Genomic DNA, 26,500 nt, shown 5'->3' with positions numbered 1-26,500 from the left:
CAGTCTCTTTTAAGTTTGGAATTTACAAAGAATTGATTATATGCCCCAAAAGATTAAATTACAATAAACTTTTTTGGATTTTACCCTTAAATTTAAACCCTAGTATCAACCTTTTTGTAAAATTTATCTCTTTCATCTATCTTTTCTTTATTTTTTAGATCGTTTTCAAGATAGCTAATATTATAAATTTCTCTTGCAGATATACTTTTGCCGCTATTTAGGCTGATTAAAAATTTACTCTCAAATTTATTTGATAGGTTGATGATAGCTATTGCTCCAGCATCTTTTAGACTTGTGATCTTGCCATTTTGCATGACGCCGATATCATTGAAATTTAGGCTATTTAGATGCGCATTGTCCATCTTTTTTGCATCTAAATTTACGCTAGTTTTTAGCTCGCTTGGAGTATTTAGTTTGCCAGTGTCATTGTAAAGCTCATTTACGTCTAGCTCTCTGCCGCTATCAAATTTTAGTCTTATCGTGCCATCTTGATTTAGTTTCATAGCTATAACACTATCGCTATCTCGCAGTGCAGTGGCAGCTGTGGCTTCATTTGATGTAAAAGCCTTTTTTACCTTTTTTAGATTTGAGATGCTAAAATCAAGCCCAGTTGCTTGCTTAAATTCATTTTCCATTGCGATCATTTTGGCGGATTTTGTATCTTCAAGCTTTGATATGTAAGCGTCTGCATTTTCGTCAAATTTCTTTAAATTAGCGCTAAGATTTTCTATCATCTTTTCATGCGCATCAAGCTCAGCGTTGTAGTCATTATAAAATTTCATAAAACTATCTTTTTGAAATTTTGTATATGAGAAATTTTCATCTTTTTTGTGCTCTTTGCTTGACTCGATGATCGGGTTAAACTCGCTTAGTCTTGCGCTCTCATCAAAGCCTATTTTTGTGTAAGCAAAATTTTTAAAAGAGCTATCCTTGCCAAAGATATTATTGTGCCTTAGATCGACCCAGCCGTCATTTTGAGCATATTTTTTAAAGAAATTATTTATATCATTTTTGCCTATCTTTTCATATCTATTTTCTGCAGCAAACAAGGTATTTGGATCTGAGGCGTAGTAGGAGTGCCTGTGATCGATCTCTTTTGTATCTACGTAAAGATCGGGACTATTTGTGATTATTGCTTTATGGTTTAGCTCTTCTCTTGCTATTTGGTTGTGATTTACGACATTTGTGCTGATAAACTGCCTAAGATCAACTCTAGTAGTTACGTCACTTAAATTTGCTATTTTTTCATTTCCGTCTTTGTCGTATCCTCTTACTTTTAGCTTGTCAAAGAGCATATCTTTTTGATCTAGCATGCCGTCATTATTGCTATCAAAGCTAAAAAGTGCGCTGTTGTTTTCTAGCTTTCCAATGCCTAGCTCGTCGTTATCGCCATAAATGTCTAAAAAGACTTCCACTTCGCCATAATTTGTCTTTAGAGTGTTTGAGTAGGCGTAGTCGTTTAAGTTTTTAAATTTTGTGTTTTCCAAGTAGCCACTTTTTAAGACAGGCAGCATGGCAGCGTCATCTGTGGCATTTATATTTTTAAAGTAGGCGTTTTTGCTAAAGCCATTAGAAGGTTCGTCTGAGTAAATTTTATTGTTGCTGTTTATTAAATTTTGCGAGTAATCTTTTAAAATTTCTTCTGCTTTTTGTATTGCTAGATGTTTGTTGTATTCTTTGATATCAGCCTCAGTTATGTAGATGGTATCTGTTTTATTTGCTTCATAAAGCTCGTTAAACTGGCTTAAATTTACTTTTGAACTATTTTGATCACCATGATTTAAAAATCTTTTGGAGAGATTTTGCAAATCATTTAAATTTATAAAATCATACTTTTGCTGTGCAACATTCATCTAAAATCCTTTTAAAGATGTTATACTCAATATCGGCTAAATTTATAAAATGTTTAAGTTCATAATGGTGCCCGAGGTCGGACTCGAACCGACACAAGGTTGCCCTTATCAGATTTTGAGTCTGGGGTCTATACAAATTACAACTAACTATAACTTTTTATAAAAGCCCTGTATATCGCATTTTAAAAACTGTCATAATTTTTTTGTAAGTGATAAATATATATAATATGCTATAAAAGTGTGTACCCTAATGTGTACCCTAGTAAAATTTTAGGCGAAATAAAATGGCGGATAAGCTTATAAAGATAGACCTTGATAATGCAGATTGTAAAAATATATACTTTGTGAATAATGATGATTTGTTTAGCGGTAAGACGATAAGAAAGGCTCCGACTTATATCAATAGGGATTATAAAATAGTTTTAAGAATTACTATCGTAAATATAAGTGGTATGCGAGTTCAAAACAAAAAGACATTTTCATTTAGTAAAAAGATTACATTTTTACAGGCTATAAAAGAGGTGGCTTCAAAAAGGGAGGGGTTATTAGCGAAGCTAAAAGAAGGTAAGCATAAAGAGGTAAAAGTGCGAATACCTACGCTAAGTCAAGCGTGGGACAGATATATGGCTATGAAGAAAAATCAACTATCGGCAAATACGCTCGCTTCTTATAATCTCTTTACGCAAAAGTGGCTTCTGTCTGATAGCAATCTAGCTAAAAAGCCGATAACTCACATCACGACTGAAATGTTGCAAAACATCGTAAATAAAATGCTAGATATGGGTAAAAGTCCTAGAACATCGCAGTCTGTTAAAGAAACCCTAAGACCGATGTTTAATCTATATGTTTTAGATGGCACGCTTAAAACAAATCCAGCCACGCTTATACAGATACCAAAATTCGACAACCAAATCAATGTCGAACTAGATGAAAACAAGCTAAAAGAGCTATACGATACGCTTTATAGCTATCCAGTTGAGCCGTTTAGAAGTATTTTCGTGTGGCTCTCACACGGTAGGCGACTAAATGAAGTTCTTAGTTTGGAGTGGCGAGATATAAATTTTAGTAGCAAAACATATAATATAAGGTATGAGAATAATAAGGTAAGAAAGCCGATGACTTATAAGCTAAGTGATGAGCTTATAAATACGCTTAAAAATATCAGTAGGCGTGATAGTGGGTTAGTGTTTCACGCAGTAACTGATAAAGATAAAAAGATGGATAAAGGCACCATCAGGGGCCATTGGCAAAAGCTTATAAAAAAACTTGGGATAAAAATTCGCATTCACGATTTGAGACATTTGATAGGTGGAGTGCTTGTTTCAGAAGGCAAGACATTAGAACAGATAGCTTCTATCTTGGGTCATACGACTACGAGCGTAACCAAACGCTATTCAAAAGTGAGACGCGAAGTGGCGGCTGAGAGCCTAGATGAGTTTTTTAAAAGGGTAAAAAGCAATTAAATGCACATATCTCTTAAAAAATTTAGCAGTTTAAATATTTTTTTATATCACTTTTCTTGCTAATTAGGTAGGATATTGAGCCATAATAACACGAAGCACTTTGCACAAGTTGTTCTATATTTATAGGAATAAATGCAGATCCGTGTTTATCCCCAAGCTCTTCTTTGTGATTTAATTTTAGTGTTTTTATAATATTTGGTATATTGCTGTTTAAATATCCTAATAAATCATCTCTCTTGATGATTAAAATTTTATCTGGCATACTATTGTCTTGTATTAATTTATTATTATAAAAAAGAATAATTACGGCATCTAAATAATCGACCTGAAAGTATTTACCTACTTTATCTACTTTAAAGCCATAAAACGATTCAAAATTTTGAAATATTGTATGGTTATGATAAAAATTATTTCTACATCCAATGGAATATGCTGAAACAAAATCTATTCTTAAATCACCATATTTTAAAAAATCCTGTGAATACTGAACATCAATTCTAATGTTTTTATCGCCGGCTAACAAATCTACATTTGTTATATTATTAAGATTGTTTGGCTTTGCTACTATATCAAGTTTTTTTAAAATTTCTATTGCTAAGTTTTCAGAATATCTTGTGTTGCTTACCATATAATTACTCATATGCTACTCCTATACTTTTAAGAATATTTTTTTTATGGTTATTTTAAGTTCTCATATACTTTTTGAATTAAATAATCTTTATCGTCGCTTTCGAATATAAGACTAGCAAATTCTAAATTGTGCTCATTTGCATTTATGATATTTTTAATTAACTCTTTTTGGTATTGTTTGCTTGCTTTGCCACGCCCTAAAGCCCTATGGCAAGTTGGGCATAATTTTGTTAAATTTTCTATAACATCTAATTCTTTTTCTTTACCTACTGATACGAAATGGTGAATTTCTGTATAATATCTCTCTGGGAATTTTCTCAGTAAGAAACTTCTGTCTGCAATGTTGTATTTGTTTTTACAAGCAGCACATTCATCTTTTGTTTGGTATCTTACGATTTGTGTTATATTCATATTTCTTTTAAAATCATTGCTTATATCTTCGTCAAAGTTTAGCTCTTTTCTAAGGTTGTTAATATCTCTTTCCGTTAAGTCGTTATCCAAAATACGAGTAGAGTAGAAGTTTATTCTCTCTTGAAAACTATTTTGGTTAAATGCTGGCGCTTCACAATCAAATTTATAGTATCCTTTTTCACTATCTACATAATTAATTCCAAAATTTTTCTTTACGATTTCTGCTTTATAAATATTCATAAGCCCCATTTTTTCTAAGTACCAGTACAGATTTACTCTTAGCTGGGTGTTTCTACGATTTTCGCCAGAGACATATTGAGCTTGTAAATTTCTAAAATTTATATTTAAAACATTTATAGATAAACCTATATTATCTAGAAATAGACTTATTCTTTTTAACTCTGGAATGCTGTTATAAAAATAATCCTGTGCTAATAATGGTCTTGTTGTGTCAATGCTTCCCCTTAACTCGAAAAACGCTCGTGTAAATTTTTGTCTATCTTGTAAGGCTTTATTGTTGCTTGTAAAGTCGCTTAATAAAATTTTAGTATAAAGCCTAGCAAAAAATTGGTGCTGGGTTAGCCCTAGGTCATTTTCTAGAACAAATACAAATTCTGCTCTCTTTATATTTTTATTGTTATTAATGTGCCACTGAGAGATTTCACTTTGAAAATTTAGTCGCTCCAAATAGTCAATTTTGCTTTTTTTGTAAAAGGCTTCATCTGGTACATAAGATGATGTCTTGTATGTGGATAGAGTATATATAAGAGTATTGTCATCTGTAAAGCAATACCTGCCATAAAAAGCACCGAGCAAAAATGGCATTTCTGTTTTAGATGTTAAAAAATCCGATACTTTTAAATATTTCATATTCTATCCTTAGTTTTTTGTAATTGTTGGATTTTATAAAAAATAAAGAAAATATACAATAAAATTGAGGGACAAAAAAGTTATCCCTCAGGAGTATGGCAGTGTATAGAATTTTGGATTTGTTCTGCGGAGCTGGTGGTTTTTCATATGGTTTGGAGCAGAATAACGGGTTTAAAACTGTTATAGGTCTTGACTTTGAAAAAGCAGCAATAGATACATTTAGTTATAATTTTAAAGAAGCGGTTGGTATTTGCGGCAATATAACAAATAAAGAAGTTAAAAATAGGGTTGTAAATTTAGCAAAAGAGTTAAAAGTAAATATGATAATAGGTGGTCCGCCTTGTCAAGGTTTTAGTTTAAAAGGTAAAAATTTAGGTCTTGATGATGAGAGAAATTTTTTATTTTTAGAGTATTTAGAGCTAGTAGAGAGAGTAAATCCAGAAATTTTTATAATAGAAAATGTAAAGAATTTATACAATGCAGTAGGTGGTTATTTTAGAGAAGAGATTATAAACAAGATTAAAAATATGGGCTATGCAGTAAATTGCAAAATTCTAAATGCAAAAGATTATGGTGTTCCTCAAAATAGAGAAAGAGTTTTTTTTATAGCACATAAAGAGTTATTTTTGGATTTTCCAAGTAAAAGTAGTAGCTTAGTAAATGTAAGAGATGCCATTAGCGACCTTAGCTATTTGGAAAGTGGAGAAGGGGCAGTGGAAACAGACTATAAAATGAAGCCACAAAGCGAATATCAAAAGATGATGAGAGCAACTAAATTGCAGTATCATATAGCATCTAATCACTCTAAAATGGCAATAAACAAGCTAAAAATGATACCACCAGAATGCGGTAAAGAGCATTTGCCACAACATCTACACGGTAAGCAAAAATTCTCTACAACCTGGGGTAGATTAGTCTGGGATGATGTTAGCCCTACGATAGATACCAGATTTGATACTCCAAGCAACGGTAGAAACTCGCACCCAGTGCTTCATAGAGCAATAACACCAAGAGAGGCTGCAAGAATTCAGAGTTTTAGCGATAATTTTTACTTTAAAGGGACAAAAACACAAGTGTGTAAGCAGATAGGAAACGCAGTTCCGCCGTTACTAGCCAAGGCATTAGCAGATAGTATTGCAAACCAAGTAAATCAAGAACAGCGTATAGAAAAAAACTTCACTATATACAATTCAAATGCCTACTCTATGGTGGAGAGTTTTATAAAACAAGGACTTAAAGTAAATCATATCATTACAGACCCACCTTATAATATCTCAAAAGATAATAACTTTTCGACTATGAATAAAGCAAAACGACAAGGGGTTGATTTTGGAGATTGGGATAAGAACTTTGACCTTTTTAGTTGGATAAAAAGCTATTCTAAAATTTTAGACAATAATGGTTCTTTTATAATTTTTTGTTCTTATAGGTTCTTAAGTCATATTTGCGATACTCTTGAAAATAGCAATTGTGAAGTTAAGGATATCTTGGTATGGCAAAAAAGCAATCCAATGCCTAGAAATATTGACAGAAGATATGTTCAGGATATGGAATTTGCCGTTTGGGCGATAAAAAAAGGTGCAAAATGGGTTTTTAATAAACCAGATGATAAAAAATACCTACGTGCAATATATACAGCACCTGTTGTCAGTGGCTCTGAGAGAACAGAGCACCCAACCCAAAAAAGTTTAAAGGTTATGCAAGAAATAATGCAGATACACACAAACGAAAACGACTTGGTGCTAGACCCTTTTATGGGGAGTGGCAGTACAGGTGTTGCCGCTATTAACAATGGTAGGAAATTCTTAGGCATTGAACTATCTGAAAAATACTACAATATAGCTTTAAATAGATTAAGTAATCAATCACTTTTGGTATATTAATAGAAGCACAGCAGACTACGTACGGCTTTGTTTTATATATCGCTTGCACCTTGTTTTACAAAACGTCTAGGTCTGCCTTTGTTCGTCTTTTTAGGTATTAAACCACGTCTTAAAGCTTTAATACTACTGCCGTCAGGTGTGGTTATGCTTTGTTCGCCTTTGCAAAGATAGCTAACTACATTTTGCTTTAAGATTTCTATCTTTTTATGGTCGTCGTAGTTAATCCTGCCTGTCGCATTGTGTTTGTATTCGTTTAAGTTACAGTTATGATATGCACCTTTACCTTTGGTAATGACATCGTTCCAGTATCTGCCTATCTGATTGGCTTTATTTGCAGCATTTTGCTCTTTGTGTTTTTGTCCGTTAATGAAAAACAAAGCGTGTGCGTGTAGGTGGTTGTTTCCTTTATCACCTTGTTCTATCTTAATGATATATCCTTTGATGTTGTCAAATATGGCATTGCTACGCTTGTTAGAGTTAAGATGATTTATATCATTACTAAAACTTTCTAAGCTTATCTCATCTCTGCTTTCTTGTTTGTAATATAAATCAAGTCTAACTATGTCTAGTCTAGAGTTAGTCTCTATCATCTTATCTATATATCCGTTTAAACTCTCTTGTCTTCTTTGTATCTTTCTTTTCTTAGACATCTTATATCCTTTATATTTAATTTATATTTAAATTAAATAATATTTATTAAGCTAAATTCTAAACTCTTGACAGGGTGGAGCAGGTGTATATAAAATGAAGCTTAAAATATTGATGTTTTAAATATCAAAGATATACAGAGTTATGACAAAAAATAAAATGGAGATACAAACTGGGGTATTTACCCCAGTTTTGAGTATTTAAAATTTCAATATAGTTAAAATCTTTTTCATTGTTTGTGATAAGCGTTAGATTATTTGCTATGGCGGTTGTTGCTAACTGCATATCTATCTCGCCTGCGTTTCTATTTTTATCTTTTACTGCTGTGGACTTTTGCGTAGGCTTTGGCATGCGTATAGCCATGGAGCCACCACTTTTAAATATCTTTGCTGTTCGCATTTTAAGTCTTTATATATATTTTTAAAAGTATATACAAATAAATATAAAATTTAACGAAAAAATAAATACACTCAAAGCCTTTTTAGACTTTGAGTGTATTGCCTACGCGGCATTTGCGATGGTTTTATACCATTGCTTTGTGCTATTATCCCACTTAAAACCAAGTAGCTTTATCTCGTCTCTTTTGGCAAACACATCTTTGCCATTTAGTAGTAAAAAGCCGTCTTTTTCTATCGCTTGTAAGCCTAAATTTCGTAAGGCTATTTGGTCGTTTGCTTGTCTTTGGGCTTGTATCCTTGCGCTTTGAGTTGGCTGTGTTTTGTTTTGTTGTGTTTGACTTTGTCTGCTTTTGTCGTAAAGCGAGTTACCAAACTGATTGCCAAAGGTTCGTAAGCTCCTTTTTAATGCATCTGTTACTGCTTCTTTGGCAGCGTTTTCGTGTGCGTCCGCTGGGCTTCGTGCCACACCAGTACCAAAGCCTACATCTTGACGGACTACAAAACTAACGTGGTCTATGCTAAAAACTTCAACTTTTACTATCGCTTTATAGCAGATAACTAAATTTTGATTATTGTTTATTTCCTGCGATACTTGTTCTAGTGCCATGATACTATAATTCCAATTACCAAAGCCAAATATGGCATTTGCACTCTCTATAACATCAAAGCCTTCTAAGTATGAAAGGCTTACGTTGGCTTTTTGTCTAGTTTTTATCCTGCTGGTGTCTAGCTTGCTGGCTAGAATTTCACTCTGCTTTTCGTTAAACATCTTTGCTCTCCTATACTGCCACCGCAAATGGCTCATCTAGTGGCGAAATCTCAGTTATTTTAGTCTTTGTTTCTCGCTTTTGATTGATTTTAACCCTAGCTGGTGTTATGGTTCTAGTGCTTAAAACTTCGGCAAATTTGCTTATCTTGGATCTTTTATCGCCTTTTAAAGCTTGCTCGACGGCTTCTAAGTCAAGCTCATGCTTAACATAGCCAAGCGTTAAAAGTGCGTTTTCGTCTATAATTTTTACTTCGTCCTTGACCCTTACACTCTCTTTTGTTAAGGTTAGTGATGATATGATATTACCGTCAATTCTGTCAATGCCATTTTCCATAAAAATCTCAGCCGTGATTTGTTTAGCGATATTTAAGGCTTGTGCTAAGTTTCGTTTTAGTTCTCCTAGCTCTTGTATATCGCGTGATATGCTGTCAATTTTATTTTGCACTTCGGCTAGGGATAAACCTACATAGTCGCACTTTTTAAAGTAGCTTGTGCTTGTATCTTGTAAAATACTTCTAAGATGCTCTTTAAAATATTGCGTTGGCTTGTCTGGACTTAACCGTTCTATATCGGTTTGTAGTTGAAAATTTAGTAGTTTCACACTATTTCCTTTTATGCTACTTGTCTGTTTGCTGTTGATTTTATCTTGGCGATATTTTCTGCTAGACTCCAAAGTCTTTGATTTATCTGCGTATCAGTGCTGATAGACTTTATTTCCTTACTTGTAAAACGCCTATTTGTCTGCGTATTTGTGCCGCTTAGATTACCTCTGATGAGGTGCTCTTGTATGGTGTTAAACGTAGTATATAAGTCGTCTTTTTCATCTTCTACCCTATGTGGTACTAACAAATCGTTAAAATCAACTTGTAAATGACTTTCAAACCTAAGCGGTATGACTGCTTTTGCAAAACTAGCTTTGTCATCTTTGCTTAACTCTATTTTGCTAAACAAATCTATCTTATCTAAAATTTGATGCTTAGCTTGGGCTATATGCTCAATGGCAAATGACACGTCATTATCTCTTTCGCCCAAATGCCTAATCTGATACGAGCCAAAAATTTCATCAGCTACCACCAAGCCATTAGCACACACAAACCTAAACACACCCAAGCTTATACTAAAACTTTTGCTTCTATCGTGAGAGTTAAAGAGCAAAAGCTCAACTGAATTTTCGCTAGGCTTTAAAAGGTCATCTAGGTGGCGAAACCTAACGCAATGTTTTTGAAAGCCGTCTTTTTTCTCGTCTCTCACACTTGCTTCGCTAACACCTACTGGATACCACGAATGCTCTCTAATAGCTTCTATAACATCAATTGTAGATATAAAGTGATACTTCTCACTTGCTTCAAAATATGGCTCGTCCGCAAACAAAGACGGAGCCAACTTCTCTAACTGCTCGTTACTTAATGCTTCGTTAAAAATTTTCATATCTTATCTCCTGTGTTCTTGTCCAAATTTTCTTTTATAATCTCTGCGACAGCTATCGCTATTGTTAAGATTAAACCCATTTTACACTCCTTGTATATTTATTTTTGCCTTTTTGTTAAATGAAAAAATTCCAAAACCTAAAACCCTAAAATTAGCCACTTCTAGCTCGACAACGTCAAAGCTCATATCTGTTGTCTCCACATATTTTGCGTACTAATTTACAAAACAGCTCTTTAAGCCAAGATCTTCGCTTTCTCGGATAAAAGCAACCCTTTTTCATTTTTGCTCCTTTTAAAAGATATTTGGCGTATGCCTATATAAATAATATATAATTGAAATTTTTTCACTTTGCAGTTTTGCACCACTCCTACGGCAAATAACGCCGCAGGAGTGGATCTGCACTAGGCAGAAAATACTTTTGTAATGTAATATGTTTGGGATTGTGTATAAAATTAGGTTATGAAAATTTTGGTTTAGTTTAGGGCGGCTATGGTATTTTTCTCTAAAAACATTATAAGCACCTGTCTGCTTATAAAATTCTTAGTGCCTATCTTGACAACTTCTATCTCTCTATTGTAGATTAGCTTTTTTAGCATATCAGATTTTATCAAGCTCATGTCTTCAATATCCTTTATGCTAAATAGCAAACCCTTTGGGAGTAATAAATCATAGTCTGTGTAGTTTTCCATTTTAAAATCCTTAGATTTGATTTTATCAATGGAAGTGTGTTTGTAAAAATAAAAAAAATATATAACTTTTATTTACGTTATATATTAATATAACAATAGTATTGTATTTTATATTTAGATAAAATATGGCTAAATAGTTGTATTTTTATATATATTTTATGCTGTGATATATTTTTATAAAAATAGAAACAAAAAATAATAAAATTACTTATACATAGATATTTACAACATATTTCTATTTAATTTCTTAAATATTTCTATTTTAATATAGAAACAAAATTTTTGTTTCTATTATATTTTTAGAAACTATATAAAAACAATCAAAAAACACCATAAAAAACAAGACAAATTGTTTCTTATAATGTAATATCTTATAAATATTTGTTTAATATAAAATTACTAGCTGCTTAGTTAAATTTTCAAAGTATAAAACATTTTGCTCCGCCAGGAGCTTTAACTGTCTCAAAGGAGATTGCGTCTATTTGAGCCAAATGTTTATATAAAGCAGTGGCACTAATATCGTAATCGTATCTGTATTTAAAAAGTTGATATATATGTTTTCTTTCAACTTTTTTGTGTCTTTTGTAAAGTTTTGCTATTTTTATATAGTCTTTTTCAGAGCACAACTCTTGTAGCTTGGTAAATAAATTGTGGTCATTTTTAAGTTCATCTGCAAATTTGGCAATACTATCTTCCAGACCTGGTTTTTTTGTTATATCTATGTCTTTTGGTTTTGTAAGTGCAGTATAATCTGTTAGGATATAGGCTCTTAAAATATTAGCAAAGTTACTTACATCTATAAAAGTTTTCGTTTCCAATTCTTCAATTGTGCTGATGCCAAAATTTGGTAAAAAATCATCTATACGATTAGAAATTTTAAAAGTAGCATACTCCCATTTGATATTATAAGGCAAATAATTTTCTTTGGTAATAATAATTTTGAGATTATTATTAAAAAAAAGATTATCAGGGCAGATAATTTTTTCTAGCAGTTCCTTCTTGTTTTTATTTGCTATAGTTTTTTGGCTTATATCTTTAATAATATATAAAATTTTATTTTTTATTTGTTCTTTTGTGTCTTTTTTGCTTATTGTGTCATCGTTTATTTCTACACAATTATATTCCCCGAACAGGGGAATTAAAATTTTATTTAGTAATATTTCTATTCCAGTATATTCATTTGCAACAAAAATCAATATATTATTTGTAGGATGGTCAGTAGGTGTATCCGTTACCATACTTATGCGTTTAACAAAATTAGATAGCCAACTCATAATATGATTAAATTTGTTTATATTACGATTAGAGATATAATATAGATATTCTATAATAATCGAAAATTGTATATCGCTTCTTTTGTTTGTATTTAGATACATAGAACGTATAAAAATATTTCTAGAATAAACATTATTTACAAAAATATTATTTATAAAGCCTGAGTAGTTATCAATAGTAAATACATATTCATCTACAATACGAAGAGTAGACACAAGAAATATGCTGTTTAACGGCAACTGTTTCTTTCTTGCTTTGTTTTCTAATTCCAGCTTATCTCTAAAAACATATATATCCCTACCGAGAAGCGACGACAAAAGCTGAGATAAGTCATTTTTATTAACGATTTTAACTATATTATTACTGCAATGGCATATCTTACCTGCCTTATCAAGCCAAAAAATGCTAAATTTTTGTTCTAATTCCATTAAAATATTGTGGCTCGCTTGAATAGCGTCAATCAGTGTGTTGTAATATGGAAAATTATAAAGTGGTACAGAGCTATATACTATTGTATTATTGTTTGTTTTCAGTTTGTATCCAGTATATTCTACCGAGTGTGATTGCATATATTTTCCTTAAAGCCAAAACATAAAATTATACAACATTTATTTTTAATCATTATAGCCAAAATTAGAAAATACCAAAAAAAAGTGTACCCTAATGTGTACCCTAGATTAATTTTTAGAATTTTTAAAAGTTGCTGAAAACATTTGGAAGCCGATTTTATCGATGGTGCCCGAGGTCGGACTCGAACCGACACAAGGTTGCCCTTACCAGATTTTGAGTCTGACGCGTCTACCAGTTTCACCACTCGGGCTAAGTTAAGATTGAAATTTTAAATTTGTGAGAAGAAAGAAAAAGGGGAGACTTGCCCCCCCCCGAAAAAGAAAATTATTTCTTTTTACCTTTTTTAGCAGCACCAGCAGCAACTGCTTCTTTAAGTTTTTTGCCAACTTTGAATTTGACTGCTTTGCTAGCAGGAACGTCGATTACTTTTTTAGTTCCTGGAACTCTAGCTTTCCTTGCAGCTCTGTCAGCAGTACCGAAAGTACCAAAGCCTATAAAGCTAATTGTATCGCCTTTTTCAAGAACCGCTTGGATTGTCTCCAAAGTAGCATCAACAACTTTTAGAGTATCTTTTTTTGAAAGACCAGCCTTGTCGGCAACCGCTTGAATAAATTCAGCTTTTTTCATGAACCATCCTTTTAAGAAGTTATGCGGCAATTCTACACTCTTTTAAAAAAAAATACAATACTTTTTCCCTAAATTTAGCTCTTTTTTTGCATTTTTTTAGTAAAAAAGACCAAAATTTGAACTTTCACTCACAAATTTCAAACGTAAGCTCATTTTTTAGCCCTATCTTTTTCATATCTACAAGCTTTAAATTTTCAAAATTTAGAGCCATTAGCTCATCTTTGTTTGTCACTTTAGCATTTGCGATCTGGCGCAAAACCTCACCTCTATAAGCTTTTGCGTGGTGGCTTAGTATCTTTTTGTTTTTCAAAAAGCAAAATGTCGTAAATTCTTTTTTTACCACATAAAATTTCTCATAAAATTTAGCTCTAAGATCTAAAATTTCATCATTTTCTAAAAAGCTATCGACTGCCTTGCTAAAATTTTGCTCATAAAATTTACAAATATCAAAGCCAGCTAGCTTTTCGCCTTGCTTTAGTTTATACTCGGCTATCTCATCTTTTGCTAAAATTGGCCCAAATAAATTTGAAAATATCAAAACATTATTATCTATATATTTTTGAGCCTCAACACTTAGTCCGCGGTAGTTTAGGTGCTTATAGGCAACGCCGTCATATCTTAAGATAGCTTTTATGCTACCTTTTTTAGATAGACTTTCTCGCAGTTGCTCGCTATCCTCAAGCTCTTTTAGTCCAAAAAGCTTTTTTATCTCGTTTAAATTTGCACTTTTTAAAAACTCATCATATCTTTTTAAAATTTCAGCCCTTTTGTCAAAAAGCTCAGAAAATATCAAATTTTTACCATCAAATTTATCATTTGTATTTAGAGAAATTTTGCTTTCGCTTGGTGAGAAGAGGATTTTTAACGCCATTTTCTTTCCTATTTATATATGTAAATTTTGGCAGATTATACAATAAAACTTTTTTGCACTAAAAAAAATCAAATTTTCACCGATATATCACAAAGCGGAATTATTCTTGCTTAGAGTGAATAAAAATTTAGGGAAAAATTATGAGAATTACAAATCAACTACGTTTTAGTCAGACTTTGCACGACTATCAAAAAAATATGGTTGGCGTAAATAAAAGCTATCAGCAGCTCTCAAATGGACTAAAAATTCAAGATCCATACGACGGTGCTGCGATTTATAACGATGCGATGAGGCTTGATTATGAAGCGACCACTCTCACTCAAGTGGCTGATGCTACCGGTAAGTCAGTAAATTTTGCAAAAAACACAGACAATGCGCTGAAAGAATTTGAAAAACAGCTTGAAAATTTTAAAACAAAAGTCGTTCAAGCAGCCAGTGACGTGCATAGCACAACATCTCTTGAAGCTTTGGCAAACGACCTTCAGGGCATCAAAAACCACCTTGTAAATATCGCAAATACCTCTATAAATGGGCAGTTTTTATTCTCAGGTAGTGCTGTAGATACTAAGCCGATCGATGGCTCAGGTAAATATCAAGGCAACCGCGACTATATGAAAACTTCAGCTGGCGCGCAGGTTGAGCTACCTTACAACATCCCAGGATTTGATCTTTTTTTAGGAAAAGATGGCGACTACAACAAAATTTTAACAACAAACGTGATGCTAGCTGATCAAACTAGAACTGACATCGCTTATGCGCCAAAATATCTTGATGAAAATAGCAAGATAAAAAATATGATCGGTCTAAACTACGCAAGCGACTCAGTTGTGGGCAGTGACGGCTCTTATAAAGGTACGATCGAGCCTGATTTTGACTTTTTGGATACTTCAAATGTAAATTTCCCTGACACATACTTTTTCATGCAGGGCAAAAAGCCAGACGGGACGACATTTACTAGCAAATTTAAGATGAGTGCTGATACGTCAATGGCTGGTTTGATGGAGAAGATCGGTATGGAATTTGGCAACACAAAGACGACAAAAGTTGTCGATGTGAGCATAAATAACGACGGACAATTTAATATAAAAGACCTTACTAAAGGCAATCAAACGATAGACTTTCACATGGTTGCAGCTACTTCTGTGGCGGCAAATCGTGGTGCGATAGCTCCAAACAATACTCTTGATACGATAAATTCTCTACAAAGCCTTGAAAATATGGCAAATGCTGTGCCAAAAACGGTTCATATAACTGAATTTACAAAGAGTAAATACCTTGATAAAGATGGAAATTTGACAAACGCATTTGACTACGACAAGGTTAGATTTGAGCGAAAGGATAATGAATTAATAGCAAATTTACCACAAGTTGCTAGAAGAACGGGCGAGTTTGCAACTGATCAGACAAAGCTAAGCGAGGTTTCTGGCACAAAAGAGAGCTATAATAGAAATTTATACCCAAGAGATGTCGATGCTAGAAAGAGGGAACTTTTTAATATCGATGGACAAGAGATAGGTATTCAAGTAAAATCAATTACCGGCACAATGTATGACATCAAAGTAAAAATGGGCGAAGCAGGTGGCACAAATACCCCAGTGCAGTTTCAAATAACATCTACAACAGCTGCTGGCGTGGTATCCCCAACTAGAAATTTGACCGTCTATAACTCAGATGAGTTTGGTAGCTACAGAACCTATGCAAGCGACTTTACATATCGTCAGTTAATGGATATCGTGGCGATGGCTGCAAGCGATAATATCCCTGATCCTCAAAACGTAGAGAATGCAAATTTTGATACAGATATCGAAAAGGTAAGAAGAGATCAAAACTATAACGCCTATAAAGACGCCTTATCAAAGACTAAAGGTGCAGTAGAGGTAAATTTAGACGATAAAGGCAGGATGGTTTTAACTGACAAGACAAAATCTGTCACAAATATAGAGCTAACCATGTATGATGCGAAAAATGGAGATATATTTGACGGAGATAGCACTGGCATAAACACCGCTGGTGCTGCAAGCCACCCTCAAGGCAAGGGCTCAGTATTTAGCTTTAACGAAAACAATGCTTTAACTATCGATGAGCCAAGCACAAGTGTCTTTCAAGACCTTGATGATATGATATTTGCCGTTAGAAATGGCTATTATAGAGCAGATGCTAACAATCACGATCCGCGAAATACAGGCATGCAAGGCGCTTTAAAAAGGCTGGATCACTTGATAGACCACGCGAACAAAGAGCTTACAAAGATAGGCTCTCAAACAAAGCTACTAACTGCGACAAATCAGCGTGCAGAGGTTATGAAAGTAAATGTGCTAACCGTTAAAAATGACGTCATAGACGCAGACTATGCAGAGTCATACCTTAAATTTACACAGCTTTCACTCTCATATCAAGCAACACTTCAAGCAAGCGCCAAGATAAATCAACTAAGCTTGCTAAACTACCTAAACTAAAATGATAAATCAGCAGGCCTAGCTTGCTGATTTTTTAAAAATTAAACTCAAGCGTGCTATAATAAGCCTTTTTAACAAAAGGATCTAAAATTTTAAGACATATATTATTTACTATTTTTGTTTGTTTTTTTGTATATTTTGGTATCGCTACGGCTGCTCCGACTGCTGATTTTGTAGGCTCACTTGGACAAAGCCTTGGCATTTTTAATATTAAATATTTTGGCCTTATAGCCTATGTTTATCCATTTTTACTTATCGTTCTAGGCTATTTTGTATATAAAAATTTTAAGAAATTTGACTTTGATTTTGCCCAGTTTGTAGTTGGGATTTTTCTATTTTTTATCGCATTTTTGATGTTTCAAGCGCTAAGTACTTCTGGGGCAAATAGTGGTGTGATAGGTGGCTTTATAGTCTCAGCGCTAAAAGAAGTCATCGGCGCTATCGGCACTGCGGTTGCTATACTTATGATATTCATCATCTCGCTTGGACTTGCTTTTAGAGAAAATTTTATTATCGTTTTAAGAAAGGCTTTTGTAGATAAAGAGCCAAATGGCTATGAAGAAAAAAGCGCAAGCGTAAAAGAGGTAAGGGCAAGGCAGATACCAAAGATAGAGCGTAAAAAGCCAAAAGCCGACGAGATAAAAGAAGAAGAGCTTATAGACGCTCAGGTGCTAAATGATGATGAGCCAAATTTAGAGAGCGAGTCAGAATATGAGCCAGAGATGGAGCCGGCACAAGAGAGCAGACCTGCAACCATAGGCGGGGTTGAAATTTTAAACGAAGTGGCTGAAAACAAAAAACTTCTTGATCAGATAGAACGCGGCAAGGTCGAAAAACCAAAAGACTTTGTCTTGCCGCCGCTTAAATTTCTAAACGATCCACCAAAGCGCTCGCACAATATAAATGAGGCGGAGATCGATCAGCAAATTTCAAATTTACTCGATAAACTGCGTAAATTTAAGATAGATGGTGACGTGGTGCGAACCTATACTGGTCCTATCGTCACGACATTTGAGTTTCGCCCAGCCCCACATATCAAAGTGAGTAAAATCCTCACTTTGCAAGATGACCTAGCGATGGCGCTAAAGGCTCAAACTATCCGTATCCAAGCGCCGATCCCTGGCAAAGACGTCGTTGGTATCGAGGTGCCAAATCAAAATTTAGAGACGATCTATCTAAAAGAAATTTTAGAAAGTGAAGTCTTTAAAAACGCGAGCAGTCCGCTAACCATGGCTCTTGGCAAGGATATAGTGGGCGCTCCTTTTGTGACTGACCTCAAAAAGCTCCCACATTTACTAATCGCAGGTACAACAGGATCTGGCAAGAGTGTGGGCATAAACGCGATGCTTTTAAGCTTGCTTTATAGAAATAGCCCACAAACTTTGCGCCTAATGATGATCGATCCAAAGATGCTTGAGTTTAGCATATATAACGACATCCCGCACCTTTTGACGCCTGTTATCACAGAGGCTAAAAAGGCGATCACAGCACTTTCAAACATGGTCGCTGAGATGGAGCGAAGATATAAGATAATGAGCCAAACTCGCACAAAAAACATAGAGAGCTATAACGAAAAAATGAAGAGCGAGGGCGGCGAGCAGTTTCCATATATTGTCGTGATCATCGATGAGCTAGCCGATCTTATGATGACTAGCGGCAAGGACGTGGAGCTTTACATCGGTCGCTTGGCACAGATGGCAAGGGCTAGTGGCATACACTTGATAGTGGCGACCCAGCGTCCAAGTGTCGATGTCGTGACTGGCCTTATAAAGGCAAATTTACCAAGTAGGATAAGCTACAGAGTAGGGCAGAGGATCGATAGTAAGGTTATCCTTGATCAAATGGGTGCTGAGAGCTTGCTAGGACGAGGAGATATGCTATTTACGCCTCCTGGAAGCCCTGGCGTGATCAGGCTTCATGCGCCATTTGCGAGTGAAAAAGAGATCGAGACTATCGTAAATTTCTTAAAAGAGCAACAAGATGTGATCTATGATGAGAAATTTCTAGCAGAAGAGGGCTCTAGTACAGGCTCGGCTGCTGGCGTGCTAGGCGAAGATGAGCTTGATGAGCTATATGAAGAGGCAAAAGAGATCATCTTAAGCGAGCAAAAAACATCGATCAGCTACCTACAAAGACGCTTAAAAATAGGCTACAACAAAGCTGCAAATATAATCGAACAGATGGAAAAAATGGGCGTTTTAAGCCCTGTAAATGCAAAAGGCCAAAGAGAAATTTTGGTTTAAATTTATAAGCAATGTAAAGATAAAGGAATAAAAATGTTTAAATTTGGAGTTCTCGTTTGTATTCCTTTTTTAATGCTAAATTTTACCTTTGCTCAAGATATGAATACGAGTAATGTAGGGAAAAACTCAACATCTATGCTAAAAACTCTAAAGCAGATGAACATACCTTTTTCTGGCGATGAGTATGAGATAGAGAATTTATCCAAGCTAGATGATAAGATGCTAGCGGCTGTAAAAGTATCATTGCCAAAACAAACTACGCTATACGATGCCACCAAGGGTGATCTAAATAAAGATGGCATAGAGGATGTAGCTGTGGTAACTCAAGAAACATTTAAGGATAAATTTTTACCTTTTAGTGATGGTTGTGACGAGAGCACTAAAGATGATAAATGGTGTCAAATAGTAAATAAAAATCGTCGTGGTATCGTGATCTTGCTCTCAAATGGTGATAAATATGAGGCCGTAGTAACTAAGCGAGATATCTTTGAGAGCCCACATGAAGATGGTGGCGCTTATGATCCACCAGAGCTTGCAGTAGAGATAGAAAATAGTGAGCTAAAATTTTTTTATAGACATGGCAAGTATGGATACTGGGTGTATGTTTTTGCATTAGATGGAAAAGATTTTAAACTTATAAAACATTTTAGTAGTGATAATAACGGTCCTAAACCAGAGCATATAGTGCAAATAGACTTTATAAATCATAGGCTAGAAAAAAGTGCAAATTTGCTATACCAGGGCAATGAAGAGTATAAGAGATACGAAGAGTGTATAGAAAAGTACAGATCTTTTGATGATGCGCAAGAAAAGGATGATTATGATGCAATATTGATTAGAAAAACTTACGAGCTAAAAACGCAAAAAATTCTACTCTCAGAAGTTAAAAAGGTTGATTATATAGATGGTCGTTGGCTGGATGATTTGCAAAATTCAAAAGAGTTAGTAAAAATTTTGAAGATTGATTTTTGGGGTGATGAATATCTGGGCGATAATGCAGATGAACTTGCTAGATGTGTCGCGGATAAGATATAAAAAGCCCTGTGTTAATTTTTAAATTTAAGTACTAAATTTAATGGATAATAAAAGTTTGCAAATTAAAACTATCGTTAAAAATTTAAAAATAAATTTTAGAAATAGCTAAAAACATAATCAAAAATATTTAAACTCTTTAGAGTAAAAATAGTGGCGCGCCTCATATACACGCTATTTAATACCTATTATAACTGCAAAAAGCAATGCCTTACTGCCGAAATAAATTTGATACCTTAAATTAACTTTATTATAGATACAAAGACCTACCACTTGATAAGTGTCCTATAACCCACCTAAATCACGATACAGCAAATCGTATGTGGTGGGCTGTGAGAAACCATCTTGGATATTTAGGGACTAGCAACACTCACGGACTTTACGTATTACGCCATACAGTGGCTTCTAGGTTAGTGAGTTTGAAGGGATTTAATGCTCATAAACTGATGGCTTTTATGGGTCACACAGATATTAAAAGTAGCCTGCATTACGTGCATCTAAATGTTGATGATATACGTGATGGTGTAGGAGTTGGTGTTTAGTTAAAAGGTGGTAAAAGTCATTGGTATTTGGTTGCGGAGGACGGATTTGAACCGCCGACCTTCGGGTTATGAGCCCGACGAGCTACCACTGCTCTACTCCGCGATAAGAGTTGTTTGGGATTTTTAAAAGTGGATGGGGTAAGAGGATTCGAACCTCTGAATGACTGGACCAAAACCAGTTGCCTTACCGCTTGGCGATACCCCAATGTTTTTAAGAGTTGTAATTATATAGACTTTAATGCCATTTGTCAAGGTTTTTTAAAAAAATATGTAAATTTATTTTATTTTTCAAAGTAGCTTTTTAAAAATTTAAAAATAAATAAAATACTTTTGTAGCATATAAAATTTAACTATAGCTTTTAAAACCCATGCGAAAATTTACATGGGTTTATCTAGTTTTATGCCAAAAGTTCTTTTGCGATCACGCTTATGCGTTTTGCTTCAGCGCTCGCTCCGATCTCATCTTTTGCCATTTTCATCACAGCGCCCAAATTTTTACCGACCTTTTCAATAATGCTTTTAATCTTATCTTTTAGCTCATCATCACTTAGCTGAGCTGGCAGATATGCCTTGATTAGCTCGATCTCGCTCTGCTCTTTTTTGGCGAGGTCCTCTCTTGCTCCCTTTAGATAGAGCTCAACCGAGTCAGCTCTCTTTTTGATCTCTTTTTGAAGTAGCGGGAGCACGACCTCGTCGGTCATCTCGATCCTTTGATCGACTTCAACCTGCTTAAGTGCTGCATTTAGCGTCCTTAAGGTGTCTCTTTTAAACTCATCTTTTGCTTTCATAGCCTCTTTTATGTCGGCCAAAATTTGCTCTCTTATGCTCATTTTCTCTCCTTTAAATTTTTGAAATAATAACTAAAATTTTGTGATAATTTCTTGAAATATGCCTTTTAAATAAGTCGCCCCAACGCCCTCTCTAAGCCCATCGTCTATTACTATAAATTTCGCTTTTTGCCCGCTTAAAAGCTCTTTTAAAAGCAGCGTTCCAGCGATGAGCGGATACTTTCTGCTTCTTCCAACCGCCAGGTCAGCGCTTTTGTCATCCATCTTTAAAAGCTCATTTACAAACCAAGTAAGATCATCATTTTTAAGCTCATATCCACTCACTTTTTTGGGATCGTAGCTTTCGTAGTTTAGCCCAAGCTTTAGCGCTGCGATAGTGGTCGGCACGCCAGAAGTTAGCACGATAAGTCTATTGTTAAGACTTGTTAAAAATTCCCTTGCCTCTTTTGTATAAATTTTTGCATTTTCTTGCATCAGATCAAGCGCTTTAAACCTCTCGTAAAAGGTGATGATGCCAAATTTAAAGCTTATAAATTTTCCATCTTCGCCTATCTCTGAGCTTGCACCGCCGATGTCGATGATGCTAAATTTATCATTTATGCCAAGCTTTCTTAAGGCATTTTGCACGCCTAAAAATGTAAGTTTTGCTTCAGCTTGCCCGTCAATGATATGAAAATTTATGCCAAATTTCTCTCTTATCTCGCTAAAAATTTCTTCGCTATTTGATGCCACTCTAAATGCCTCGGTCGCAACCGCCACGCATTTAAATTTAGTAAAGTCAAATTTACTTTTAGCCTCCGCTATCGCTTCAAAAAGCCTATTTTTAGCCTCAAAGCCTATCTTGCCACTTTCGTTTAAGCCCCTTGCAGCTCCAACTATTTTTTCATAAATTTGCTCGTTGCTAAAGCCATTTTGCACCTTTTTTATAAGTGCCACACGAAAGGTGTTTGAGCCAAGATCGATCGCTATAACCAAAATTTATCCTTAATATTTTTGCCAAATTCTAACATATGATAATTTAGTATCATTTAAAGTGAGAAAATTCTAAAAACTTTAATAATTTTCAAGATATAATTTTGCCAAAAACTCTTACAAGGGGGCTTGATTGCTTCGAGACAACTTCTTGGCGTTAGTTATTTTTGCGATTTGCAGCGTTGGATTTTTTGTTTGGGGCTATCAATACATCCCGGCAAATAACTACTTTTTATTCTTGATCGCTGGTATGTTTGGTCTTTTTATGGCGTTTAATATCGGCGGAAATGACGTTGCAAACAGCTTTGGCACAAGCGTCGGCGCAAAAACACTCACACTAAAACAAGCTCTCGTCATCGCCGCCATTTTTGAGCTTAGTGGCGCGATATTTGCAGGATCTGAGGTTACAAATACCATTAGAAACGAGATCGTGAAATTTCCAAGTGATCTAAACCCGATGAAATTTGTCATTATAATGATCTCAGCTCTTCTAAGCTCAGGTCTTTGGCTATTTTACGCGTCCAAAAAAGGTCTGCCAGTCTCGACCACTCACTCGATAGTTGGTGGCATCGTTGGCGCAGGACTTGCTATGGGTTTTATGATAAAAGATCCTGAGCCATTTAATATGGTCTCTTGGGGTGAGATCGGCAGGATCGCCGTTAGCTGGGTCATCTCGCCACTACTTGGCGGCGTGATGTCTTACATTATATTTGGCTACGTAAAAAGCAAAATAATCGAGCCAACGCATGAACTAAAGACAAATTTAAAAGCGTTAAAAGCTGAGAGAAAAGCCTATAAAGAAAGCTTCATAAAAGCACTCAAGACAAAGCCAGCTGAGGAGCAGATAGCCACTCTTTCAAAGATCGCAGTTATCGATGAGGACGAGATCGAGACCACTGAATACAGCGAATACCGCTCAAAAATTCGCATCATGAAAGATAGCGAAAAAGAGATAGATACTTTTAAAGCGATGAAAAAGCACATCCCGATCATCGCTGGATTTGCCGCGATGGTCATCTCATCGATGATGCTTTTTAAAGGGCTTGAGCATATAAATTTAGCCTTTAGCATCATCCAAACAGTCTGGATCATATTTGTCATCGGTGCTCTAGCGTATCTTGCAAGCCTTGCTATTATAAACGTCATGAGCAAAAACGATAGCGAAAAGAGCATCAATAGAATTTTCTCATGGTTTCAAATTTTTACCGCTTCATCTTTTGCATTTTCACATGGCGCAAACGACATCGCAAACGCAGTTGGACCATTTGCTGCTGTGCTTGATGTGCTAAAGACTGGCTCTATAAACGAAAGCTCGCCGATACCTAGCATCGCAATGGTAACCTTTGGCATCTCACTTGTCGTTGGACTTTGGTTTTTAGGCAAGGAGGTGATCACTACTATCGGCTCAAAACTAGCTGAAATTTTACCTACGACTGGCTTTAGCGCTGAGCTTGCCTCAAGTATCGTCATACTTCTAGCTACAAAGCTTGGCATACCAGTTAGCTCGACGCATATCCTAATAGGCGCGGTTTTAGGTATCGGTATCGTAAATAAAAACGCAAACTGGAAAATGGTAAGACCTATCATCCTAGCTTGGCTCATCACGCTTCCAGCAGCCGCGATATCATCGGCTATATTTTACTTTGCCCTTGCTAAATTTCTAGGCGTTTAGAAAAACACTTTGCTTGTAAATTTAAAATTTGCAAGCAAATTTCATTTAAACTAAAATTTCTAATTTCTACGGATAAAAACTATCAGAAAAATAAAATTTTACTTACATTATTTAATAGATTAATTTATTAAAGATTAATCAATTTAGGCTAAAATACGACCATTTCAACAAAAGGACAGCTATGAAAAAAGATGTAAAAAAAGTTGTTTTAGCATACTCAGGCGGACTTGACACAAGTATTATTTTAAAGTGGCTTCAAGACGAATACAAATGCGAAGTAGTCACATTTACAGCTGATATCGGACAAGGCGAAGAGCTAGAGCCTGCACGTAAAAAAGCCCTAGCACTTGGTGTAAAACCTGAAAATATTTTTATAGAAGACTTAAGAGAAGAATTTGTACGTGATTATGTATTTCCAATGTTTAGAGCAAATGCCATCTATGAAGGCGAATATCTACTTGGCACATCAATCGCACGCCCACTTATAGCAAAACGTCAAAGCGAGATCGCAAGACTTGTTGGCGCTGATGGTGTGAGCCACGGAGCAACAGGCAAAGGCAACGACCAAGTTCGCTTTGAGCTTGGCTACTACGCACTTGGCGACAACCTAACTATTATCGCACCATGGCGCGAGTGGGATCTAAACAGCCGTGAAAAACTCTTAGCATACGCTGAGAAAAACGGCATAGATATCACCAAGAAACCAGGCAAGAGCCCATACTCAATGGACGCAAATTTACTTCACATAAGCTATGAGGGTCTAGTGCTTGAAGACCCGAGCCACGCACCAGAAGATGATATGTGGAGATGGACAGTAAGCCCAAAAGATGCTCCAGATAAGAGCGAGATCATTGAGATAGGCTATGAAAAAGGCGATCCAGTGAGCATAAACGGCAAAAAAATGAGCCCAGCTGAAATTTTAACCGAGCTAAATCGCCTTGGCGCAAAACACGGCATCGGCAGACTTGACATCGTAGAAAACCGCTCAGTTGGTATGAAGAGCCGCGGTTGCTACGAAACTCCTGGCGGCACGATAATGCTAAAAGCTCACAGAGCAATAGAGAGCATCACACTTGACCGCGGTGCAGCTCACTTAAAAGATGAGATCATGCCAAAATATGCCGAGTTAATCTACAATGGCTACTGGTGGTCACCTGAGCGAAATATGCTCCAAGCTCTCATCGACAAGAGCCAAGAGCACGTAAATGGCTCTGTAAAAGTTGAGCTTTATAAAGGCAACGTGACTATCCTTGGCAGAAGCAGTAAAAATGATAATCTATTTAGCGAGGCATACTGCACATTTGAAGAAGATAGCGTTTATGATCAAAAAGATGCAGCTGGATTTATCAAACTAAATGCGCTTCGTTTCATCATCGCACGCAAAAATGGGCGAAAATTTGACTAAAAATAAAATTTAAAAGGATAAAAATGAAAGTACTACTAATAAAAGATGTAAAGGCGCTTGGCAAAGCTGGTGAGATAAAAGAGGTAAAAGACGGCTATGGCAATAACTTCTTAATCGGTAAAGGCTTTGCAAAAGCAGCCACTCCAGATGTCCTTCGTCAATACGAAGCAGCTCAAAAGAGAAAGGCTGAAGAGCTAAAATATGAGATCGCAAATTTAGAAAAACTTAAAGAAGAGCTTGCAAAAGTGACAGTCGTCGTCAAGAAAACTCTTGGTGCAAATGGCTCACTCTTTGGCTCAGTTTCAAAAGAGGAGATCGCAGCAGAGCTTGAAAAGACACATCATTTGGTAGTTGAGAAAAAGGCTATCGATCTGGATACACACCTAAAAGCAGTTGGTCTTTATGATGTCTCTATAAAGCTTGGTCACTCGATAAATGCGACCTTAAAGGTTGATGTGCAAGGAGAGTAGATGTTTCATGCGACAACCATCTTAGCCTACAAAGGCAAAAATAAAGCGGTCATCGGCGGTGATGGACAGGTTAGCTTTGGCAACACCGTCTTAAAGGGCAACGCCGTAAAAATTCGCAAAATTCACAACGGCAAAGTCCTAGCTGGCTTTGCTGGCAGCACCGCTGATGCGTTTAATCTCTTTGATATGTTTGAGAAAAATTTAGAACATACAAAGGGCGATTTGCTAAAGGCGGTGATAGAATTTAGCAAAGAGTGGCGCAAAGACAAGTATCTAAGAAAGCTTGAAGCGATGATGCTTGTGCTTGATAGGGATAAAATTTTCTTACTTAGTGGCACTGGTGATGTGGTAGAACCAGAAGATGGCAAGATAGCAGCTATCGGAAGCGGCGGTAACTACGCCCTTTCAGCGGCCCGTGCCTTAGATAAATTTGCCGATATCGACGAAGAAGAGCTAGTCAAAGAGAGCCTCAAGATCGCCGGCGAAATTTGCATCTATACAAATACAAACATCAAAACTTATGTTTTAGAATAAG

Annotated in this window: 23 protein-coding genes, 3 tRNA genes and 3 pseudogenes; 12 read left to right on the top strand and 17 right to left on the bottom strand. The window is 35.5% G+C overall.

Annotated features, from left to right (window positions below; all coding sequences use genetic code 11):
- Nucleotides 1–92: 92 nt before the first annotated feature.
- Nucleotides 93–1,853 carry a response regulator gene (locus CVS81_RS05755; RefSeq protein ID WP_107965373.1) on the bottom strand — a complete coding sequence of 587 codons (1,761 nt, stop codon included), beginning with the start codon at nucleotides 1,851–1,853 and terminating at the stop codon, nucleotides 93–95.
- 284 nt (nucleotides 1,854–2,137) lie between these two features.
- On the opposite strand from CVS81_RS05755, the gene xerC reads away from it, so the two are divergent.
- Nucleotides 2,138–3,316 carry a tyrosine recombinase XerC gene (xerC, locus tag CVS81_RS05750; RefSeq protein ID WP_087578710.1) on the top strand — a complete coding sequence of 393 codons (1,179 nt, stop codon included), beginning with the start codon at nucleotides 2,138–2,140 and terminating at the stop codon, nucleotides 3,314–3,316.
- 22 nt (nucleotides 3,317–3,338) lie between these two features.
- Here xerC and CVS81_RS05745 read toward each other — a convergent pair whose 3' ends face one another.
- On the bottom strand, nucleotides 3,339–3,956 hold the full coding sequence (locus CVS81_RS05745) for a hypothetical protein (RefSeq protein ID WP_087578711.1): 618 nt from the start codon (nucleotides 3,954–3,956) through the stop codon (nucleotides 3,339–3,341).
- A gap of 38 nt (nucleotides 3,957–3,994) precedes the next feature.
- On the bottom strand, nucleotides 3,995–5,227 hold the full coding sequence (locus tag CVS81_RS05740) for an HNH endonuclease signature motif containing protein (RefSeq protein WP_087578712.1): 1,233 nt from the start codon (nucleotides 5,225–5,227) through the stop codon (nucleotides 3,995–3,997).
- A gap of 95 nt (nucleotides 5,228–5,322) precedes the next feature.
- Here CVS81_RS05740 and CVS81_RS10030 point away from each other — a divergent pair.
- Both CVS81_RS10030 and CVS81_RS10025 read left to right on the top strand, forming a co-directional pair.
- Nucleotides 5,323–6,354, top strand: a pseudogene (locus tag CVS81_RS10030) (DNA cytosine methyltransferase); the annotation flags it as partial.
- A 78-nt stretch (nucleotides 6,355–6,432) separates the two neighbouring features.
- A complete protein-coding gene (locus CVS81_RS10025; RefSeq protein WP_223155820.1) occupies nucleotides 6,433–7,110 on the top strand; it encodes a DNA-methyltransferase in 678 nt (225 codons plus the stop codon).
- 32 nt (nucleotides 7,111–7,142) lie between these two features.
- On the opposite strand, the gene CVS81_RS05730 is transcribed toward CVS81_RS10025, so the two are convergent.
- From CVS81_RS05730 to CVS81_RS05685, 10 genes are all read right to left on the bottom strand, one after another.
- Nucleotides 7,143–7,760 carry an inovirus-type Gp2 protein gene (locus CVS81_RS05730; RefSeq protein ID WP_087578713.1) on the bottom strand — a complete coding sequence of 206 codons (618 nt, stop codon included), beginning with the start codon at nucleotides 7,758–7,760 and terminating at the stop codon, nucleotides 7,143–7,145.
- 124 nt (nucleotides 7,761–7,884) lie between these two features.
- A complete protein-coding gene (locus tag CVS81_RS05725) occupies nucleotides 7,885–8,157 on the bottom strand; it encodes a hypothetical protein (RefSeq protein ID WP_087578714.1) in 273 nt (90 codons plus the stop codon).
- A gap of 102 nt (nucleotides 8,158–8,259) precedes the next feature.
- Nucleotides 8,260–8,925, bottom strand: coding sequence for a Rad52/Rad22 family DNA repair protein (locus CVS81_RS05720; protein WP_087578715.1), 666 nt, complete (start codon nucleotides 8,923–8,925; stop codon nucleotides 8,260–8,262).
- A 10-nt stretch (nucleotides 8,926–8,935) separates the two neighbouring features.
- Complete coding sequence (locus CVS81_RS05715) at nucleotides 8,936–9,526, bottom strand: siphovirus Gp157 family protein (RefSeq protein WP_087578716.1); 591 nt, start codon at nucleotides 9,524–9,526, stop codon at nucleotides 8,936–8,938.
- Nucleotides 9,527–9,537: 11 nt separating this feature from the next.
- Nucleotides 9,538–10,353, bottom strand: a complete 816-nt coding sequence (locus CVS81_RS05710) for a DUF932 domain-containing protein (RefSeq protein WP_087578717.1) — start codon at nucleotides 10,351–10,353, stop codon at nucleotides 9,538–9,540.
- Between the two features lie 473 nt (nucleotides 10,354–10,826).
- Nucleotides 10,827–11,042 (bottom strand): FAD-binding protein, encoded by a 216-nt coding sequence (locus tag CVS81_RS05705; protein ID WP_087578718.1) that lies wholly within the window; start codon nucleotides 11,040–11,042, stop codon nucleotides 10,827–10,829.
- Nucleotides 11,043–11,461: 419 nt separating this feature from the next.
- Nucleotides 11,462–12,886: a hypothetical protein gene (locus CVS81_RS05700; protein WP_087578719.1), complete on the bottom strand. Its 1,425-nt coding sequence runs from the start codon at nucleotides 12,884–12,886 to the stop codon at nucleotides 11,462–11,464.
- A 164-nt stretch (nucleotides 12,887–13,050) separates the two neighbouring features.
- A tRNA-Leu gene (locus tag CVS81_RS05695) sits at nucleotides 13,051–13,137 on the bottom strand.
- Nucleotides 13,138–13,211: 74 nt separating this feature from the next.
- Complete coding sequence (locus CVS81_RS05690) at nucleotides 13,212–13,514, bottom strand: HU family DNA-binding protein (RefSeq protein ID WP_012001719.1); 303 nt, start codon at nucleotides 13,512–13,514, stop codon at nucleotides 13,212–13,214.
- A gap of 124 nt (nucleotides 13,515–13,638) precedes the next feature.
- A complete protein-coding gene (locus tag CVS81_RS05685; protein ID WP_107965372.1) occupies nucleotides 13,639–14,385 on the bottom strand; it encodes a YaaA family protein in 747 nt (248 codons plus the stop codon).
- 140 nt (nucleotides 14,386–14,525) lie between these two features.
- Between CVS81_RS05685 and CVS81_RS05680 the strand changes: the two genes are divergently transcribed.
- The 5 genes and pseudogenes from CVS81_RS05680 to CVS81_RS05665 all read left to right on the top strand — a co-directional run bounded on the left by CVS81_RS05680 (nucleotide 14,526) and on the right by CVS81_RS05665 (nucleotide 20,658).
- A complete protein-coding gene (locus CVS81_RS05680; protein ID WP_107965371.1) occupies nucleotides 14,526–16,841 on the top strand; it encodes a flagellin in 2,316 nt (771 codons plus the stop codon).
- Between the two features lie 89 nt (nucleotides 16,842–16,930).
- Nucleotides 16,931–17,341: pseudogene (locus CVS81_RS10020) on the top strand (DNA translocase FtsK 4TM domain-containing protein); the annotation flags it as partial.
- 279 nt (nucleotides 17,342–17,620) lie between these two features.
- A pseudogene (locus CVS81_RS05675) lies at nucleotides 17,621–19,084 on the top strand (DNA translocase FtsK); the annotation flags it as partial.
- 33 nt (nucleotides 19,085–19,117) lie between these two features.
- Nucleotides 19,118–20,119: a hypothetical protein gene (locus CVS81_RS05670; RefSeq protein WP_107965369.1), complete on the top strand. Its 1,002-nt coding sequence runs from the start codon at nucleotides 19,118–19,120 to the stop codon at nucleotides 20,117–20,119.
- A gap of 284 nt (nucleotides 20,120–20,403) precedes the next feature.
- A complete protein-coding gene (locus tag CVS81_RS05665; protein ID WP_223232074.1) occupies nucleotides 20,404–20,658 on the top strand; it encodes a site-specific integrase in 255 nt (84 codons plus the stop codon).
- Nucleotides 20,659–20,686: 28 nt separating this feature from the next.
- Here the strand turns inward: CVS81_RS05665 and CVS81_RS05660 are convergent.
- The 4 genes from CVS81_RS05660 to CVS81_RS05645 all read right to left on the bottom strand — a co-directional run bounded on the left by CVS81_RS05660 (nucleotide 20,687) and on the right by CVS81_RS05645 (nucleotide 22,421).
- Nucleotides 20,687–20,761 (bottom strand) — tRNA-Met (locus tag CVS81_RS05660).
- Nucleotides 20,762–20,788: 27 nt separating this feature from the next.
- Nucleotides 20,789–20,863, bottom strand: a tRNA-Gln gene (locus tag CVS81_RS05655).
- A 193-nt stretch (nucleotides 20,864–21,056) separates the two neighbouring features.
- Nucleotides 21,057–21,488, bottom strand: a complete 432-nt coding sequence (locus tag CVS81_RS05650) for a GatB/YqeY domain-containing protein (RefSeq protein WP_107965368.1) — start codon at nucleotides 21,486–21,488, stop codon at nucleotides 21,057–21,059.
- A 30-nt stretch (nucleotides 21,489–21,518) separates the two neighbouring features.
- Nucleotides 21,519–22,421: a disulfide bond formation protein DsbA gene (locus CVS81_RS05645; RefSeq protein ID WP_107965367.1), complete on the bottom strand. Its 903-nt coding sequence runs from the start codon at nucleotides 22,419–22,421 to the stop codon at nucleotides 21,519–21,521.
- A 130-nt stretch (nucleotides 22,422–22,551) separates the two neighbouring features.
- On the opposite strand from CVS81_RS05645, the gene CVS81_RS05640 reads away from it, so the two are divergent.
- The 4 genes from CVS81_RS05640 to hslV all read left to right on the top strand — a co-directional run bounded on the left by CVS81_RS05640 (nucleotide 22,552) and on the right by hslV (nucleotide 26,499).
- Nucleotides 22,552–24,090 (top strand): inorganic phosphate transporter, encoded by a 1,539-nt coding sequence (locus tag CVS81_RS05640; RefSeq protein WP_002940474.1) that lies wholly within the window; start codon nucleotides 22,552–22,554, stop codon nucleotides 24,088–24,090.
- A gap of 181 nt (nucleotides 24,091–24,271) precedes the next feature.
- Nucleotides 24,272–25,495 (top strand): argininosuccinate synthase, encoded by a 1,224-nt coding sequence (locus tag CVS81_RS05635; protein ID WP_103595350.1) that lies wholly within the window; start codon nucleotides 24,272–24,274, stop codon nucleotides 25,493–25,495.
- Nucleotides 25,496–25,518: 23 nt separating this feature from the next.
- Complete coding sequence (gene rplI, locus CVS81_RS05630; protein ID WP_021086217.1) at nucleotides 25,519–25,965, top strand: 50S ribosomal protein L9; 447 nt, start codon at nucleotides 25,519–25,521, stop codon at nucleotides 25,963–25,965.
- A complete protein-coding gene (gene hslV / locus CVS81_RS05625; RefSeq protein WP_002940451.1) occupies nucleotides 25,966–26,499 on the top strand; it encodes an ATP-dependent protease subunit HslV in 534 nt (177 codons plus the stop codon).
- Nucleotide 26,500 lies beyond the last annotated feature (1 nt).

Source organism: Campylobacter concisus, assembly GCF_003049065.1.
Lineage (GTDB): Bacteria > Campylobacterota > Campylobacteria > Campylobacterales > Campylobacteraceae > Campylobacter_A > Campylobacter_A concisus_BE.
The sequence above is the reverse complement of the archived record's forward strand: the minus strand, read 5'-3'. Positions and strand labels throughout refer to the sequence as shown.

Excerpts from the sequence above, each read along its gene's own strand:
- CVS81_RS05685 (WP_107965372.1), bottom strand. The coding sequence starts at position 14,385 with ATGGCGTTAAAAATCCTCTTCTCACCAAGCGAAAGCAAAATTTCTCTA.
- CVS81_RS05635 (WP_103595350.1), top strand. The coding sequence starts at position 24,272 with ATGAAAAAAGATGTAAAAAAAGTTGTTTTAGCATACTCAGGCGGACTT.
- CVS81_RS05740 (WP_087578712.1), bottom strand. The coding sequence starts at position 5,227 with ATGAAATATTTAAAAGTATCGGATTTTTTAACATCTAAAACAGAAATG.
- CVS81_RS05730 (WP_087578713.1), bottom strand. The coding sequence starts at position 7,760 with ATGTCTAAGAAAAGAAAGATACAAAGAAGACAAGAGAGTTTAAACGGA.
- CVS81_RS05650 (WP_107965368.1), bottom strand. The coding sequence starts at position 21,488 with ATGAGCATAAGAGAGCAAATTTTGGCCGACATAAAAGAGGCTATGAAA.
- xerC (WP_087578710.1), top strand. The coding sequence starts at position 2,138 with ATGGCGGATAAGCTTATAAAGATAGACCTTGATAATGCAGATTGTAAA.
- CVS81_RS05705 (WP_087578718.1), bottom strand. The coding sequence starts at position 11,042 with ATGGAAAACTACACAGACTATGATTTATTACTCCCAAAGGGTTTGCTA.
- CVS81_RS05720 (WP_087578715.1), bottom strand. The coding sequence starts at position 8,925 with ATGTTTAACGAAAAGCAGAGTGAAATTCTAGCCAGCAAGCTAGACACC.
- CVS81_RS05690 (WP_012001719.1), bottom strand. The coding sequence starts at position 13,514 with ATGAAAAAAGCTGAATTTATTCAAGCGGTTGCCGACAAGGCTGGTCTT.
- CVS81_RS05725 (WP_087578714.1), bottom strand. The coding sequence starts at position 8,157 with ATGCGAACAGCAAAGATATTTAAAAGTGGTGGCTCCATGGCTATACGC.
- CVS81_RS05755 (WP_107965373.1), bottom strand. The coding sequence starts at position 1,853 with ATGAATGTTGCACAGCAAAAGTATGATTTTATAAATTTAAATGATTTG.
- CVS81_RS05700 (WP_087578719.1), bottom strand. The coding sequence starts at position 12,886 with ATGCAATCACACTCGGTAGAATATACTGGATACAAACTGAAAACAAAC.
- CVS81_RS05710 (WP_087578717.1), bottom strand. The coding sequence starts at position 10,353 with ATGAAAATTTTTAACGAAGCATTAAGTAACGAGCAGTTAGAGAAGTTG.
- CVS81_RS05670 (WP_107965369.1), top strand. The coding sequence starts at position 19,118 with ATGTTTAAATTTGGAGTTCTCGTTTGTATTCCTTTTTTAATGCTAAAT.
- CVS81_RS10025 (WP_223155820.1), top strand. The coding sequence starts at position 6,433 with ATGGTGGAGAGTTTTATAAAACAAGGACTTAAAGTAAATCATATCATT.
- hslV (WP_002940451.1), top strand. The coding sequence starts at position 25,966 with ATGTTTCATGCGACAACCATCTTAGCCTACAAAGGCAAAAATAAAGCG.
- CVS81_RS05680 (WP_107965371.1), top strand. The coding sequence starts at position 14,526 with ATGAGAATTACAAATCAACTACGTTTTAGTCAGACTTTGCACGACTAT.
- CVS81_RS05745 (WP_087578711.1), bottom strand. The coding sequence starts at position 3,956 with ATGAGTAATTATATGGTAAGCAACACAAGATATTCTGAAAACTTAGCA.
- rplI (WP_021086217.1), top strand. The coding sequence starts at position 25,519 with ATGAAAGTACTACTAATAAAAGATGTAAAGGCGCTTGGCAAAGCTGGT.